Source organism: Stenotrophomonas sp. STEN083 (assembly GCF_056759195.1).
On the sequence record NZ_JBRRCU010000052.1, the window covers coordinates 17,651 to 32,237 of the forward strand.

12 protein-coding genes are annotated in these 14,587 nt (G+C 63.9%); 1 reads left to right on the forward strand and 11 read right to left on the reverse strand.

Annotated features, from left to right (window positions below; genetic code table 11):
* Nucleotides 1–40 precede the first annotated feature (40 nt).
* The 11 genes from ACVOK8_RS14405 to ACVOK8_RS14455 all read right to left on the reverse strand — a co-directional run bounded on the left by ACVOK8_RS14405 (nt 41) and on the right by ACVOK8_RS14455 (nt 12,545).
* Nucleotides 41–1,558, reverse strand: a complete 1,518-nt coding sequence (locus tag ACVOK8_RS14405; RefSeq protein ID WP_481567430.1) for an ATP-binding response regulator — start codon at nt 1,556–1,558, stop codon at nt 41–43.
* Between the two features lie 6 nt (nt 1,559–1,564).
* On the reverse strand, nt 1,565–2,005 hold the full coding sequence (locus tag ACVOK8_RS14410) for a response regulator (RefSeq protein ID WP_481567431.1): 441 nt from the start codon (nt 2,003–2,005) through the stop codon (nt 1,565–1,567).
* Nucleotides 2,002–3,819: a sensor histidine kinase gene (locus ACVOK8_RS14415; RefSeq protein ID WP_481567432.1), complete on the reverse strand. Its 1,818-nt coding sequence runs from the start codon at nt 3,817–3,819 to the stop codon at nt 2,002–2,004. The genes ACVOK8_RS14410 and ACVOK8_RS14415 overlap by 4 nt, the downstream gene beginning before the upstream one ends.
* A gap of 193 nt (nt 3,820–4,012) precedes the next feature.
* Nucleotides 4,013–4,927, reverse strand: a complete 915-nt coding sequence (gene gnd, locus ACVOK8_RS14420; protein WP_481567433.1) for a phosphogluconate dehydrogenase (NAD(+)-dependent, decarboxylating) — start codon at nt 4,925–4,927, stop codon at nt 4,013–4,015.
* Nucleotides 4,839–6,194: a hypothetical protein gene (locus ACVOK8_RS14425; protein ID WP_481567434.1), complete on the reverse strand. Its 1,356-nt coding sequence runs from the start codon at nt 6,192–6,194 to the stop codon at nt 4,839–4,841. Before ACVOK8_RS14425 ends, gnd begins: the two co-directional genes overlap by 89 nt.
* A complete protein-coding gene (locus ACVOK8_RS14430) occupies nt 6,191–6,739 on the reverse strand; it encodes a DUF2242 domain-containing protein (RefSeq protein ID WP_481567435.1) in 549 nt (182 codons plus the stop codon). The genes ACVOK8_RS14425 and ACVOK8_RS14430 overlap by 4 nt, the downstream gene beginning before the upstream one ends.
* 128 nt (nt 6,740–6,867) lie before the next feature.
* The gene (locus ACVOK8_RS14435; RefSeq protein ID WP_481567436.1) at nt 6,868–9,039 is read right to left on the reverse strand and encodes a carboxy terminal-processing peptidase; all 2,172 of its coding nucleotides are present in this window, start codon (nt 9,037–9,039) and stop codon (nt 6,868–6,870) included.
* 207 nt (nt 9,040–9,246) lie between these two features.
* Nucleotides 9,247–10,257, reverse strand: coding sequence for a lipoyl synthase (gene lipA / locus ACVOK8_RS14440; RefSeq protein WP_481567437.1), 1,011 nt, complete (start codon nt 10,255–10,257; stop codon nt 9,247–9,249).
* Between the two features lie 16 nt (nt 10,258–10,273).
* Nucleotides 10,274–10,975 carry a lipoyl(octanoyl) transferase LipB gene (gene lipB, locus ACVOK8_RS14445; RefSeq protein WP_481567438.1) on the reverse strand — a complete coding sequence of 234 codons (702 nt, stop codon included), beginning with the start codon at nt 10,973–10,975 and terminating at the stop codon, nt 10,274–10,276.
* A complete protein-coding gene (locus tag ACVOK8_RS14450; protein ID WP_481567439.1) occupies nt 10,963–11,241 on the reverse strand; it encodes a DUF493 family protein in 279 nt (92 codons plus the stop codon). Before ACVOK8_RS14450 ends, lipB begins: the two co-directional genes overlap by 13 nt.
* Nucleotides 11,242–11,567: 326 nt before the next feature.
* Entirely contained in the window at nt 11,568–12,545 is a 978-nt protein-coding gene (locus ACVOK8_RS14455; protein ID WP_481535654.1) for a CsgG/HfaB family protein, read from the reverse strand.
* A gap of 761 nt (nt 12,546–13,306) precedes the next feature.
* On the opposite strand from ACVOK8_RS14455, the gene ACVOK8_RS14460 reads away from it, so the two are divergent.
* Nucleotides 13,307–14,326: a lipid A deacylase LpxR family protein gene (locus ACVOK8_RS14460; RefSeq protein ID WP_481567440.1), complete on the forward strand. Its 1,020-nt coding sequence runs from the start codon at nt 13,307–13,309 to the stop codon at nt 14,324–14,326.
* Nucleotides 14,327–14,587: the final 261 nt, after the last annotated feature.

Consider the following 14,587-nt stretch of genomic DNA (forward strand, 5'->3'; position numbering starts at 1 on the left):
GGCCAGCTATTGCCAGCCCGCATATGCCAACGCGGCTGTATCAGCCCACGCCCAACGCGTCGGCTACCGCCCGGAATACCCGCTGCATCTCCAGCGGCTTGGGCAGCACATGTACGCTGATGCCCGATGGCGCCTCACCATCGGCGAAGGCCGGTGCATTGGCGTCTTCCAGCACAATCGCCGGACCGCGATAGCCCATCGCCTGCATCTCGGCCAGCAATTGACCGGCCGAAAGCAGCGGAATGCCGCTGTCGACCAGCACCACATCCGGCAGCCCCGCCTCCTGCAGATGGCGCATCGCTACCGCGCCATCGCTGGCCAGACGCATGCGATAACCCTGGCTGGACAGCGCATTGCCAAGCAGCGACAAACGCGTGGCCTCGTCATCGACCACCAGCAGGCGCTCACCATGGCCGACCCGGGTTCTCTCCAGCGGCTCGGCGTCTTCACTGCCAGCGCTTTCGCACATCGGCAACAGCAGCTCGAAGGTGGTGCCCGCGCCCAGCTCGCTCTGCACCTGGATCTGCCCACCGATGCTTTCGACGATGCGATGGCAGGACACCAGACCCAAGCCGGTGCCTTCGGCCTTGGTAGTGAAAAATGGGGTGAACAAGCGTTGCACCGTGGCTGCATCCATGCCGATGCCGTCATCGCTGACACGGATGCGCACCATGCCCTCTTCGCCGGCGACACGCTCGGCGACCAGACTCAAGCTGCCGCCATCGGGCATGGCCTGGATGGCGTTGAGCGCAAGATTCAGCAATACCTGCTGCAACTCGGTGTAGTTCGCCTCGATCGCCATGCGGTCGTCGGAGACTTCCAGGTGCAGCTCTGCATTGCGCGGCAGGCTGCTCTTGAGCAGCATGCCCACCGCCTGGAACAGGCGCTGCAATACGATGCGCTCACTGGGCTGGCGTGAACCGCGCACGAAGGACAGCATCGACTCGACCATCTCATGGCCACGGCGCCCGCACTCGGCGATGACATCGGCCAAGCGGACGATCTTGGGATCATCGCTGCGGTCTCGGATCAGGTCGGGAATGATCAGCAACGGTTGCAGGATATTGCGCAGATCGTGGCTGAGACCGGCCGCGAGCAGCGCCAGGCTTTCCAGCCGCTGCGCACGCATCAACTCATCTTCCACCCGCAGCCGTTCCAGCTCGCTACGGGTCTCGCGCACCAGCCGCGCCACTGCCGATGGCAGCCGCGCCGGCTGGTGTTTGATGATGTAGTCATTGGCGCCTTGCTGCAGCGCCTCCACCGCAGTCTCCTCACCCATCGTGCCGGAGACAAAAATGAACGGAACCCTGGGGTGCAACTCACGCAGGATCTGCAGCGCCTGGTAGCCGGAGAAGCCCGGCATGCTCAGGTCCGACAGCACCACATCCGGCGCATCCTCGGCCAAGGCGTCGCGCATCGCCGGTTCGTTGTCGACACGCTCGAACTCGATCTGCAGACCGGCCTCGAGCAACTGGTCGACGACCAGCTCGGCATCTTCGGGCGAATCCTCCACCAGCAGGATTCGCAACGGCCCCAATGGCGCTCCCTTGTTCGGCATCTGTGTTTACTCGTGCTCCGGTGCCTGGTTGATCAACGCCCAGAAGGTGCCGATGGTCCGCACCGCCTGGAAGAACTGGTCGATGTCCACCGGCTTGACCACATAGGCGTTGACGCCAAGGTCCCAACTGCGGGCCAGGTCGCTCTCTTCGCGCGAAGAAGACAGGATCACCACCGGCAGGCGCTTGAGGTCCTCATCGCCGCGGATCAGCCGCAGTACCTCAAGGCCATCCATGCGTGGCATCTTGATGTCCAGCAGCAGCACGGCCGGAAGGCCCTCCTCGCGCTGGGCGAAGGCGCCGCGCCTGAGCAGGAAGTCCATTGCCTCAACCCCGTCTTCGACATGCACGATGGGATTGGCCAAGGAGGCGTCGCGCAGCGCGTCGATCGCCATTTCGGCATCGGCTTGGCTGTCTTCGGCGAGCAGGATGGTGCGCAGGGGACTCATTCGACGGTGTCCTTGTTGGATACTTCGGTTGCCTGGGGAAGAACGAAACTGAAAGTGGCGCCTTGATCCACCTGGGCGTCGGCCCAGATGCGGCCACCGTGGCGGGTCAGCACGCGGCGTACGCTGGCCAGGCCAATGCCGGTACCGGGATACTCCGAAGCCTTGTGCAGGCGCTGGAACACACCGAACAACTTGGTGGCGTATTGCATGTCGAAGCCGGCGCCGTTGTCGCTGACGCTGAACTGATGGCTGCCGTCGGGCAGCTGTTTCGCGTTGACCTCGATGACCGCCTTGTCGCGGGCTGCGGTGTACTTGACCGCATTGCCAAGCAGGTTCAGCCAGACCTGACGCAACATGTTCTCGTCGCCGATCAACACCGGCAACCTGCCGATCTTCCACTCCACCTCGCGCACTTTCCCCTCCGCGCCGGCTTCGTTCTTCAGATTGGAATCCAGCAGGGCACGGGTATCGGCCACCAGCGACTGCATGTCTACCCGCTGCAGGCGCATCGCGCCACGTCCCAGTCGCGAATACACCAACAGGTCATCGATCAAGGCCGCCATCAGCTGTGCCGAGCTGCTGATCACGTCGAGGTAGTGCTGGGTCTTGCTGTCGATCTCCTCGCCGAGGTGTCGCTTCAGCTTGTCGGAGAAACCAGCCACGTGCCGCAGTGGCGCGCGCAGATCGTGCGAGACCGAATAGCTGAAGGCCTCCAGTTCGCGGTTGACGTCGGCCATCTGCTCAACCTTGCCTTCAAGCTGGTGATTGAGCTCTTCCACGTGTTGCTGCACGGCGCGTTGCACGGTGACGTCGCTGATCGTCATCAACACCACATCGTCCTCGGCGTCTGGCAAGGCCATGCGCCGAGCATTGATAAGCATGGTGCGGTTCATACCGTCCACGCTGCGTTGCTGGTGCTCGAAATCCCACAACTCACGTCCGCGCAGCAACACATCGGCAAGGCGTTGGCGCACCAAGGGGTCTTCCCACGCGCCGTCACCGATGTCCTGCAGCTGGCGCAGGCTGATATCGGCGTCGTCAACGCCATACAACTCGGTGAATGCGGTGTTGTGCAGCACCACCCGCAACTTGCCGTCGAGCAGCACGATGGGCTCACGCACGGTCTGCAGCACTGCATTGGCGCGGGCGCTGGCCTTGCTGAGGCGGCGCTCGACATCGGCGCGACCACCGATCTGCCGTTGCAGCAGCCACAGCACCAGACCCAACAGCAGCAATTGCACCGCCAGCGCGGTCCAGGTGACCATCGACGCCAGCTGCTGCTGGTCCCTGGCCTTGGCTGCGCGCTTCACCAGCAACGCATCCTCATGTTCCTGCAGCTCCTGCACCAGTTGCCGGATCGGGTACTGGAAGGTCATTTCCTCGATCAGCTCACGCTGGCGGGGCGAATCGGTGCTGGCGGCGATTTCCCTGGCCAGCGCCATGCGCCGCTCCAGCATCGATTCCATCTTGCCGATACGCACCAGCTGTTCAGGGCTGTCGCGGACCAGCTGGGCCAGTTCACCGAGGTTGACGCCGATGCGGTCGGCCGTCTGCAGGCGCTCCTGCAGTGCCGGCGAATCGACGCCCTTGGACAAGGTCAACGCCGCCGACTCGACATCGCGGATGTCTGCCTGCAGGTTGTACAAGCGCGCGCCCACCGCCTGGGTATGCACGACCCAATTGGACGCATTGACGCTATCTGCCGCCAACCGCTGCAGGGTCAAGGCCGGCACCACGATGATCAACAGCGCCGCCAAACCCAGCCCATACAGGCGCCAGCGGCTCCAGCCATCGTCGGTCAATCGTGTCGCCATCCCTTCCCCTGCGTGCTGACGGACCGGCGCGGGTCGCGACGGCCCGGAGTTCATCGACGGTGTGTCGATCCGGGGTCAGTCGATGGCGGCGTGGCCGGCACGACAGCATCGCTGACTGTCGGCCAAGGATTGCACGAATAGGTGTACCCGTGCACTCCCTGTTAACAGGACCTGTAAACGCAGGCGGGAAAACTCAAGCCGACTCACCAGCGGGCTTGATCGCATGCCCGCCGAATTCATTGCGCATTGCCGCCAGCATGCGGTCGCTGAATGAATTTTCCTGCCGCGAGCGCAGCCGCTCCAGCAGCGACAAGGTGATCACCGGCGCTGGCACATCCAGCTCGATCGCCTCGGCCACGGTCCAACGGCCCTCGCCGGAATCCTCAACATAGGGGGCGATGCCATCCAGCGCGGGGTTTTTCCGCAGCGCGTCGGCACTGAGGTCCAGCAACCATGAACGCACCACGCTGCCATGCCGCCAGACTTCGGCTACCTTGCCCACATCCAGGTCGAACTCGGCCTTCTTGTCCATCAGCGCGAAGCCTTCGGCATAGGCCTGCATCATTCCGTACTCGATGCCGTTATGGACCATCTTGCTGAAATGCCCGGCGCCGACCGGGCCAACATGCGCCCAGCCGCGGTCCTCCGCGGGCGCAAGCGCCTTGAACAGCGGCGACAAACGCGCCACCACCCCCGCTTCGCCACCGACCATCAGACAGTAGCCTTCCTGCAACCCCCACACGCCACCGCTGGTGCCGCAATCGACAAACGCCACTCCGGCTGCAGCACAACCTGCGGCGCGCTGCTGCGATTGCTTGTACCAGGAGTTGCCGCCGTCGATCACCACGTCACCGGCGGACAGCAGTGGCAGCAGGCTGTCCAGCGTGGCATCGACCACCTTGGACGGCACCATCAACCACAGCGCGCGCGGCGCCGGCAAGGCCTGTACCAGTGCCTGCAGAGTATCCACCGTGGCCACGCCATGCTCGGCTACCTGCGCCCGCGCCTGCTCACCCGGATCAAAACCGGTGACGGCAATCCCCGTACGCTGCAGACGCTGCGCCATGTTGGCGCCCATGCGACCCAGCCCGATCATTCCCAATTCCATGCTTAAGCTCCTCCTGCGGTAGTAAAGGTCCTGCCGGACAGGCCCGCAGACGGGCCTGCAACCAGCGTTGATAAATCGTGGTGTGCAGATTGTGCAGCACCAGTTCGATGACAAACGGCGTACGCGGATTGCGGTCCAGCAAGCGCACGATGTGATAGCCCAATGGGCGTACGCCTTGGCGGTGCACGTACAGCATCAGCTCGCGGTATACCGGATCGGCCAGCACGGCATCCATCTGCGCCAATATTGCCCGCTGCGGCGGCGGCAACGTAGCGCGCAAAGCCTCGTCGCGCTCGTACAGCAGCCGCTCGAAGCGCCTCCAGCCACTGCCGGGCAATTGCTGGGCAAGCTCCCACAACTGTTTGTTGAGTGCATCGTAGTAGGCAAAACCACCATGCCGCGCCAAAGCCGTCGCCGCCGCCGCACTGACATCGGTGATGACGAAGTTCTCGGCCTGGTTGTTGATGTCGTCCAGGTAGACGGCATCGAAGGCGTGCACGATATAGCCCGGGACGCCCATGAACGCCTGCCGGCCCAACGCCGAGGTTTTTACCGCCTTGCCATCGGCGAACAGTTCGCCCGCACTGCTTCCGAGCAGGATGCTCTGGGTGTCATGCAGGCTCAGAAAGGTGCCGATGGACAGCTCGCCCGAAGTGAACGCCGTATCGAAGGCAGCATCACCAAACAACTCGCGGATCGTCGCCAGCTGTCCTACCTGCCGCCCCACCCCGCACTCGGAGCGCACCCGGCCGGTGTAGAACGCCTGCAGTGCCACCGAATTGCGCGCCGACGGTGCATAACCGCGACCGAAGCTGCGAAAGCGCTGCCAACCCTGCGCGCGGGCGCCGCGCACACCAAAGCCGATCCAGCCCAGTTGCAACGCCGAGAACCGATAGCCCGGGTTCTCCTGCAAACGGGAACTGGCCGTACGCACCGCATCGCCAAGCTTGAAGGCATAGGCGCAGATGCTTGCCGGTTGCTGCAGTAGCTGCACGGCCAGCTGCTCGCGCTGTGCGGCACTATAGCCGCGCGGCAATTGCAGCTGCAGATCGCCGTGCGCCTGCGCATCGGCCAGCGATGCACGCCGGCACGGATCGCCGGCCGCTATCCGCGGCGCCTGCTGCCCACCCTCACTCAGTTGCCAACCCAGCTGCTGCAGCAAGGCCATGTTGCAACCCGCTTCGGCCAGCAGTGGCGTCAGCGCCAACGCGCATAGCAATAGGATCGTTCGGCCAGCCCGCTGCGTAGCGCGCCAGCCAAGCATCATCGCGCAGGCTCCGCTGGGACCGGTTGCGCGGCCTGATCCACGTAGTACTGCAGGCGCCCAAAGAAGTTGCTGTAGAACTGCGCGTCCTGCACGGTGCTGCTGGCGACCCGCACCAGCGAGTCGTCATTGCTGCCAAACGGCAGCGATACCGAGCCCAACGCGCCAACACCAACGCTGGCCGAGGTCGGCGACTTCTTCAAGGCATAGCGGTCCTGCACCGCACTGACAAACACCTGCGCCTTGCCTGCGCCCTGCGCGGCGCAGGACACCCGCAACACCAGTTGCTCGTGTACTTCGTCCTTGGGCTGGAAGTTCTTGTTGCCCTCCACATTGCCCGCATCGGCGCGGGTGATCGCATAGCCCTGGCCCAGCAACGCGCGCCGCGCCGCCTCGCAGGCCTGCGCCGGTGAGGCATCGATGCTGCGCGTATAGGTATCGCCCGAATCGAAGGATTCGCGCAGCAAGGTGCTGTTGACGGCTTTGCCACCGCAAGCAGTGAGCAACAGGCTCACAGCGACCAGCGCATGCAGCAGATGTCGGCGCATGGGCACCTCCACAGTCAGCGTAGACCACAGCATAACGCCGCCAACGTAGGGCTACGTTGACGGCGTTGAATGCGTACAGATGCTGTTGTCGCGGCGCTCAGCCGGGCTGTGCGCCGCGCTGTATTGCCTCAGTCAGCCCAGCGGCCCGGGCCGGTGGACTGCGGCAACACCTGTGCCGACAGCGGGCGGTCCTTTTCCAGCAGATTCACGGCATCGGCCAGGATCGAGGCCGACTCCTTCAACAGCGGATCAGGGCGTTTTTCGGCGGCCTTCTCACGCGCGGCATCCTTGACGATGTCACGCTCGTTGCCGGTCAGGCCGTCGTCATTGCTGTCCTCGGCCAACGGATCCAGCGGCAGGCCGAGGTCCTTGCGGATCTGCTGGCGCTGCTTGCGCTGCGCTTCCTGCTTGTCGCGTTCGGCGCGGCGTTCTGCCTCGTTGAGCGAGACGTACTTCTTGGCAGCCTCGGTGCGGAACTGCTGCACGTCCTCTTCCCACCACTGGAACTCGCGGTCGGCGCGGATACGGGTGTCGTGCTGGGTTTCCAGGCGCGGCACGATCGGAGCGAAGTTGCCGTACTGGGTGTGCGGCACGGCAGCGATGCGGGTCCACGGCAGCGCATTGTCGTAGGTGCTTTCACCAAACTCGCTGGCATCGACGCTGGCCGGGAAGGCCAGGTCCGGCACCACGCCCTTGTGCTGGGTGCTGGAGCCGCTGACGCGGAAGAACTGGGCGATGGTCAGCTTGACCTGGCCAAAGCGTTCCTTCTCGCTGGCCGGCCAACGGTCCAACGGCACCACGTTCTGCACGGTGCCCTTGCCGAAGGTGGTTTCACCGATCACCAGGCCACGGCCGTAGTCCTGGATGGCGCCGGCGAAAATCTCCGAAGCCGAGGCCGAACCACGGTTGATCAGCACCGCCAGCGGGCCGTCCCAGGCCACCGCCGGGTTGCGGTCGTTGTTGACGGTGACGCGGCCGCCGGATTCACGCACCTGCACCACCGGACCCTGTTCGATGAACAGCCCGGTCAGTTCGATGGCTTCATCCAGCGAACCACCGCCGTTATTGCGCAGGTCCAGCACCACGCCATCGAGCTTGTCGGCCTTGAAACCGGCCAGCAGCTTGGCCACGTCGCGGGTAGCGGAGGCGTAGTCGGCGGCATTGCGTCGACGGCCTTCGAAGTCCTGGTAGAAGGTCGGCAGCTTGACCACACCGATGCGGCGCTCCTGCTGGCCAGCGGCAGCAGGAATGGTCATGGTCTCGCCCTTGGCGGCCTGCTCGGACAGACGGATCTTCTGCCGGGTCAGGGTCAGCATGCGGTGCTTGCCGTCCACGCCTTCGGCGGCCGGAATGTATTCCAGACGCACCTGGGTGTCCTTGGCGCCGCGGATCTTGCCAACCACATCATCGATGCGCCAGCCGATCACGTCTTCGACCGGACCGGAACGGCCTTGGCCAACGCCGACGATGCGGTCACCGGCCTTGAGCGTGCCGTCCATCGCCACCGGGCCACCCGGCACCACTTCACGGATCACCACCATATCGTCCTGGCGCTGCAGCTGGGCACCAATGCCCTCCAGCGACAACGACATGGCCTGGTTGAAATTCTCGGCGGTGCGCGGGGTGAAGTAATCGGTATGCGGGTCAACAGCACTGGTGTAGGCGTTCATGTAGAACGAAAACACGTCGTCGCCCTTCAGCTCATTGATGGTCTTGAGCAGGGTGTCGTAACGCTTGTCCAGGGTCTTGCGGATGTCAGCGGCCGGTTTGCCGGCCAACTTCAGCCGCAGCCAGTCGTTCTTCACCGACTTGCGCCACAGCTCGTCCAACTCGGCGTTGGTTGCCCACGGCACGTCCTTGCGGTCGTAATTGAAGCGCTCCTCAACGGTGAAATCCGGCTCCTGGCGCAGCAGGCGGCGGGCATAGGCCACGCGCTCACCGACCCGCTGACGGTACACCGCGAACACCTGGTAGGCCGGGTCCAGTTCGCCGGAACGGATGGCGTCACCGGTCCGAGCCGCCAGCGGCGCGAAGCGATCCACGTCCTCCTTGGTGAAGAACTGCTTGCCGCTGTCCAAGGACTCCAGGTAACGCTTGAACACGTCCTGTGAGGTCGCCGCATCCAGCTGGCGCGGGCGGTAGGCGTAACGGCTGTCCGACAACAAGCCGTAGACCAGCTTGGAGGTGGTGGCCTGGTCGATGGTCGCTGCCGAGGGCAAGGCCGTATCGGCGCGCGCCAGCAAGGCGGCGGGAGCGGTCAGCGCGAGGGCCAGCAGGAAAACGGGAACTCGGTAGTTCATCAAAGTACTCGTGGCACCGAATGTTGTGGGGAGACTGCGGGCAAGTAGGACACGCCGACAGTGCCGAAAGTTTCGGCACTTGTCACCTTGCTTGGCTCCAGAGTAGCTGCCCGCCCGTAGCAGTTTGTGAATCGCTGCGGTGGCACCACTCGAATTGACGCGATCCCGGCTACGGCACTGGGCCGCAGCGGGATGCTTTGGTCTGGTTCAGACAGCGACGCCGGCACCGGCCGCCTGCTGGTCGGCGTGGTAGGACGAACGCACCATCGGGCCGGACGCAACGTGGGTGAAGCCCAGTTCGTAGCCGTAATCCTCGAACGCCTTGTATTCCTCCGGCGTCCAGTAACGCAGCACCGGGTGGTGATGGGCGGTCGGCTGCAGGTACTGGCCGATGGTCACCATTTCCACGTCGTGCGCGCGCAGGTCACGCAGGGTGGCCTGCACCTGCTCGAAGGTTTCGCCCAGGCCGAGCATGATGCCGGACTTGGTCGGCACGTTCGGGTGCTGTGCCTTGAAGTTCTTCAACAGGGTCAGCGACCACTGGTAGTCCGCGCCCGGGCGTACGTTGCGGTACAGGTCCGGCACGGTTTCGATGTTGTGGTTGAACACGTCCGGCGGGTTCTGCGCGAGGATTTCCAGCGCGCGCTCCATGCGGCCCTTGCCACGGAAGTCCGGGGTCAGCACTTCGATGCGGGTCTTGGGCGACTTTTCGCGGATGGCAGTGATGCAATCGACGAAGTGCTGGGCACCGCCGTCGCGCAGGTCATCGCGGTCGACGCTGGTCACCACCACGTACTTCAGGCCCATGTCGGCCACGGTCTGGCCAAGGCTGGCCGGCTCGTTGGCATCCGGCGGCTTGGGCCGGCCGTGGGCCACGTCGCAGAACGAGCAGCGACGGGTACAGACTTCGCCCAGGATCATGAAGGTGGCGGTGCCGTGACCGAAGCACTCGTGGATGTTCGGGCAGCTGGCTTCCTCGCACACAGTGACCAGGCGGTTCTCGCGCAGCTTGGCCTTGAGGTTGGCCACGGCATTGCCCGAAGGAATGCGCACGCGGATCCAGGAAGGCTTGCGCAGCACCGGCGCGTCGGCGAACTGCACCGGCGAGCGGTTGATCTTGTCACCGCCAAGCTGTTTGACACCGGCCTGCAACGGCGCGGACGGAATGTCGCCCTGCACGACCTGCAGGGAAATGGAGCGCGTGGTGGTTTCAGTCATGGCGTTATCAGCGGTCTCAGAGCCGCGTAGTCAGATCGGGCAGTTCGGGCGTCGGCTGCAAGGCCAAGCCGAACTGCTGGGCCAGATGGGACAGCAGCACCGACTTGACCGCTTCGATGCCCGAAGGACCGCCCAAGTCTAGCACCGAGGTCACCTGCATCCCGGCGTAGCCGCAGGGGTTGATGCGGTGGAAGGGTTCAAGATCCAGCGACACATTGAACGCCAGCCCGTGGAAACTGCAGCCGCGGCGCACGCGGATGCCGAGCGCGGCGATCTTGGCGCCGCCCACGTAGACACCGGGCGCGCCATCCATGCGTTCAGCGCCGATGTTCCATTCGTCCAACGTATCGATGATGGCCTGCTCGATGCGGCATACGTAATCGCGCACACCAATACCGAGCCGGCGCAGGTCCAGCAGCGGGTAGACCACGATCTGGCCCGGGCCGTGATAGGTCACCTGGCCGCCGCGGTCCACATGCAGCACCGGGATATCGCCGGCCGCCAGCACGTGCTCGGGCTTGCCGGCCTGGCCCAGGGTAAACACCGGGTCATGCTCGACTACCCACAGCTCGTCGGCGGAGTCGTCGGTACGGGTATCGGTGAACTGCTGCATCGCGTGCCAGACAGGCTCATAGCCCTGCCGGCCCAGATCGCGCAGCACTGCCGGACGCAGCGCCTTGCGCGGCGTCTCCACAGCACAGGCGGTTACAGCGTCCACTTCACTTCCGGATGATCACGCATCACCGCGTGGGCTGCGTCGTACTGCTCACGGCTCTCCGCCTTGAAGGCGATGCGCACCGAGACGTACTTGCCGTTGGAGGACTGTTTCCAGCTGATGCGCTCTTCCAGTACCTCGATACCGGCGCTTTGCAGCAACTTGGGCAGTTCAGCTTCCAGACCGATATTGGCTGCGCCCATGGCGCTGAGCTCAAAGGTACCGGGGAACTGGAAGCCGTGTTCAGGGTTGTCGGACTTGATTTCCATGCCGCCATTATCGGGGCGAACGCCCACAAACCCAAGGCCATCCCCGGATTACAGCCTTCCATGCCAGCCCAACCTGTAGTGCCGAGCCATGCTCGGCAGGGGCTTCACCGGCAACACTCGCTGTAGGAGCGGCGTCAGCCGCGAAGCGGACCATCTACATCAACCTGCAATGCCGGCAACCTGAACATCTACGGGCTTCGCGGCCTACGCCGCTCCTACAAAAGGGGTTCCCGGTGAAGCCTCTGCCGAGCATGGCTCGGCACTACCGCTCCCCGCAGAAACCAGAAAGGCCGCTTGCGCGGCCCTTCTGCGGGGTAAACCCAGGCTTACTTGGACAGCTGCAGCAGGGTGGACGACACCCAACCGCGGTTACCCAGTTCATCCTCGACTTCCCACATCACGCCTTCCTTGGTGCCGGTCGGGTACAGCATCATCCCGGCTTCCAGGGTGCGTACCGGCGCGCCGGTACCACGGGCGTTGGCCAGCAGACGACCAGCACGGGTCACCGTCACCGCCTGCTGCGCGTTGGCGGCAGAAGCGTTGTCAGGCAAACCACCCAGCTGGGCGATGATGTCGGTATAGGCCTGCAGGTAGGCCATGGTGATCACCTGGCCGATTTCGGTGTTGGCATAACCGCCAACGCCAGCCGCGCCCAGGCCACTGCCGCCGAACAGGCCGCCGCTGGCACCAAAGCCCATGTCGCTCTTGCGCGCGGAGCCTTCGGAGATGGCTACCTGCTCCGACGAACGCACGTCGGTAACGGTCAACACCACATCGGCGGTCTTGCTTGTGAAATTCAAACCACCCACCACCGCACCGGCACGGCCACCGATCAGGCCGCCCAGCAGGCCACCGATGCCACTACCACCGGCGTTGCTGTTCTGCGAGATAAGGTCCGGAATCATCACGTAGTCGGCGGCCTTGATCTGGCCCTTGCCGACGTTGGAACGACCACGCAGGTCGCCACTGGCTGCCAGTTCACGTTCGAACTGGCCGGCGGCCATGCCGGCACCACGGTCCACCAGGGTGAAACAGCGCGAGCGGTTGACGAAGGCCTTGATCAGTCGCGACGGCGCCGGCAACTGCTGACCGGTCCACCAATGGGTGGAGTCTTCCGGCTCGATCACCGACAAGGTGCCGATCGGGCGCTGGCAGGTTGGAATCTGTGCGGCAGCCTGTTGGCGCTGTTCCTGCGCCTGGGTGCCCTTGGTCTTGAATGCTGCCTGGGCCGGCTGGCTGCTGACAGCCGCGGCGATGCCCAGAGTGATGACCGCTGCGGTGAGCGGCGAAAAAACGTTACGCATCTGATACTTCCCCATTAACCTGCACCTTACGAGGTGCGTTCCTTTGGCTTAGAGACCTTGCGGTGAGACTCTGTCCCTGATGTCACGTAGCAGACGAGCACGGTCCGGTCCGCCAGAATCCTAACCCAGACCGACGTCAGGATGCATGACGTTTTTGTGAGGCGCCTCCCTTTACATGCACTGAAACTGCCCCTGTCTCGCCATATCTCCCCGCAAAAAGACGGCCAAAAGAGATCGACCACCTCCGGCCCGTCCCACTTACCGCATCGCTTGGCACCAGAGCCTCCTCAAGCGTAGAGATCGCGCGTCGCCCCCATTCAGCCCAGAGCAGGCGCAGCCCGAACCGCTGAACCACGACGGACTGGGAAAGCAGCGTCAGGTGTCGACGGAATACAGGGCAGAAGGCATGAACCGCAGCCACGCTGCCATCTGCCTGCACACGCGAACCGCGCCAACCACACGATGACTGTCTCACCTGGGAAAACCTCCATCCCGCCAGACCGACGAAAGCCAGAGGAGGAAAGCAGCGACAATGACGAGCGCAGTTGAACCGCACCACGCGCATGTATGAGAAGCGCCCTCCAGCCAAGACCACCCACCCCGTCTGGTGCGCGCCTCCACGCGGGGAAATCCACCGCCACACCCACAACAATCTGTCCGCTCGATAGCGATATGCCGACCCACAACGGATCACTAAGCTGCATGTCACTCTGCCGGCGAGGAGTCCGTACGTGAAAAGAGGCACCCCACTGCTGTTGCTGATGGCAGGCAGTCTTGCAATCACCCCTGCTTGGGCAGCGCAACAATGCGCACAAAGTGCCTTGAGCGATCACCCGCCTGCGATCAACTTCCGCGTCGACAATGACCTGCTGGGCGGTGCACAGCAGGATCAGGGATACACAAATGGTGCGATGTTCACGCTGGTGTCGCCGAACCTGCAGGACTACACCGACGACCCCTGCCTGCCGCGCCTTGCGCGCTGGATGAACCGCCATCTGGAACAGTTGCATCCGGGTGAGTTCCAGCAGCAGAACATGATCTTCAGTTTCGGCCAGGGCTTGTACACACCGACCGACAACATCCGTAGCGACCTGATCGAAGATGACCGTCCGTATGCGGCGGTGCTGATGGTCAACTTCGGCTACAACGCGCGTAACGGCAACCACCTGCGCACCACCCAACTGGCACTGGGAATGATTGGCCCATCCGCGCAGGGAAAGCAGGTGCAGGACGCTGTGCACAGCGTTCTTGGCGACGAGAAGTTCATGGGCTGGGATAACCAGTTGCACGATGAACCGGTGTTCAAGCTTCTGCATGAGCGCATGCAACGCTGGCCGGCTGACGGCAACGCGGGTGGCTGGGGCTGGGACGCGATCAGCCATTGGGGTGGTGCCCTCGGCAACCTGGCCACGTATGCGAATGTCGGTGGCGAAGTGCGTTTCGGCTGGAAGCTGCCTGACGACTTCGGCAGCTCACCAATGCGCCCTGCCGGCGAGAACACTGCGCCCACCCGTCGCGGCCGTGCCGAAGGCTGGTCCAGCCATCTGTTTGTCACCAGCGATGCGCGTTGGGTAGTGCGCGACATCACCTTGGATGGCAACACCTTCCGCAATAGTCACAGTGTGGACAAGCGACCGTTTGTGGGCGACATCGGCTATGGCGTGGCAGTGATGCGCGGCAAGTGGAAGTTCGCGCTGGCGCGTTACCACCGCACCCGCGAATTCGACGGGCAGAAAGAGACGCCGGTATTCGGAAGCTTCACCATCAGCCGCACGCTTTAACTGCAGCGGCGAACAATTGCAGCCACTCGCGCTGTAAAAGCGACAAAGCAAAAAGCGCCCTCACCCCAACCCCTCTCCCGCACGCGGGAGAGGGGCTCGGAATGCGTCTACTGCTAGTGCACTAGCCTCTCTCCCGCACGCGGGAGAGGGGCTCGGAATGCGTCTGCTGCTAGTGCACTAGCCCCTCTCCCGCGTGCGGGAGAGGGGTTGGGGTGAGGGCGGGTCTGCTCCACAGCTTTGGGTTTGGCGTCGGCTTTGACT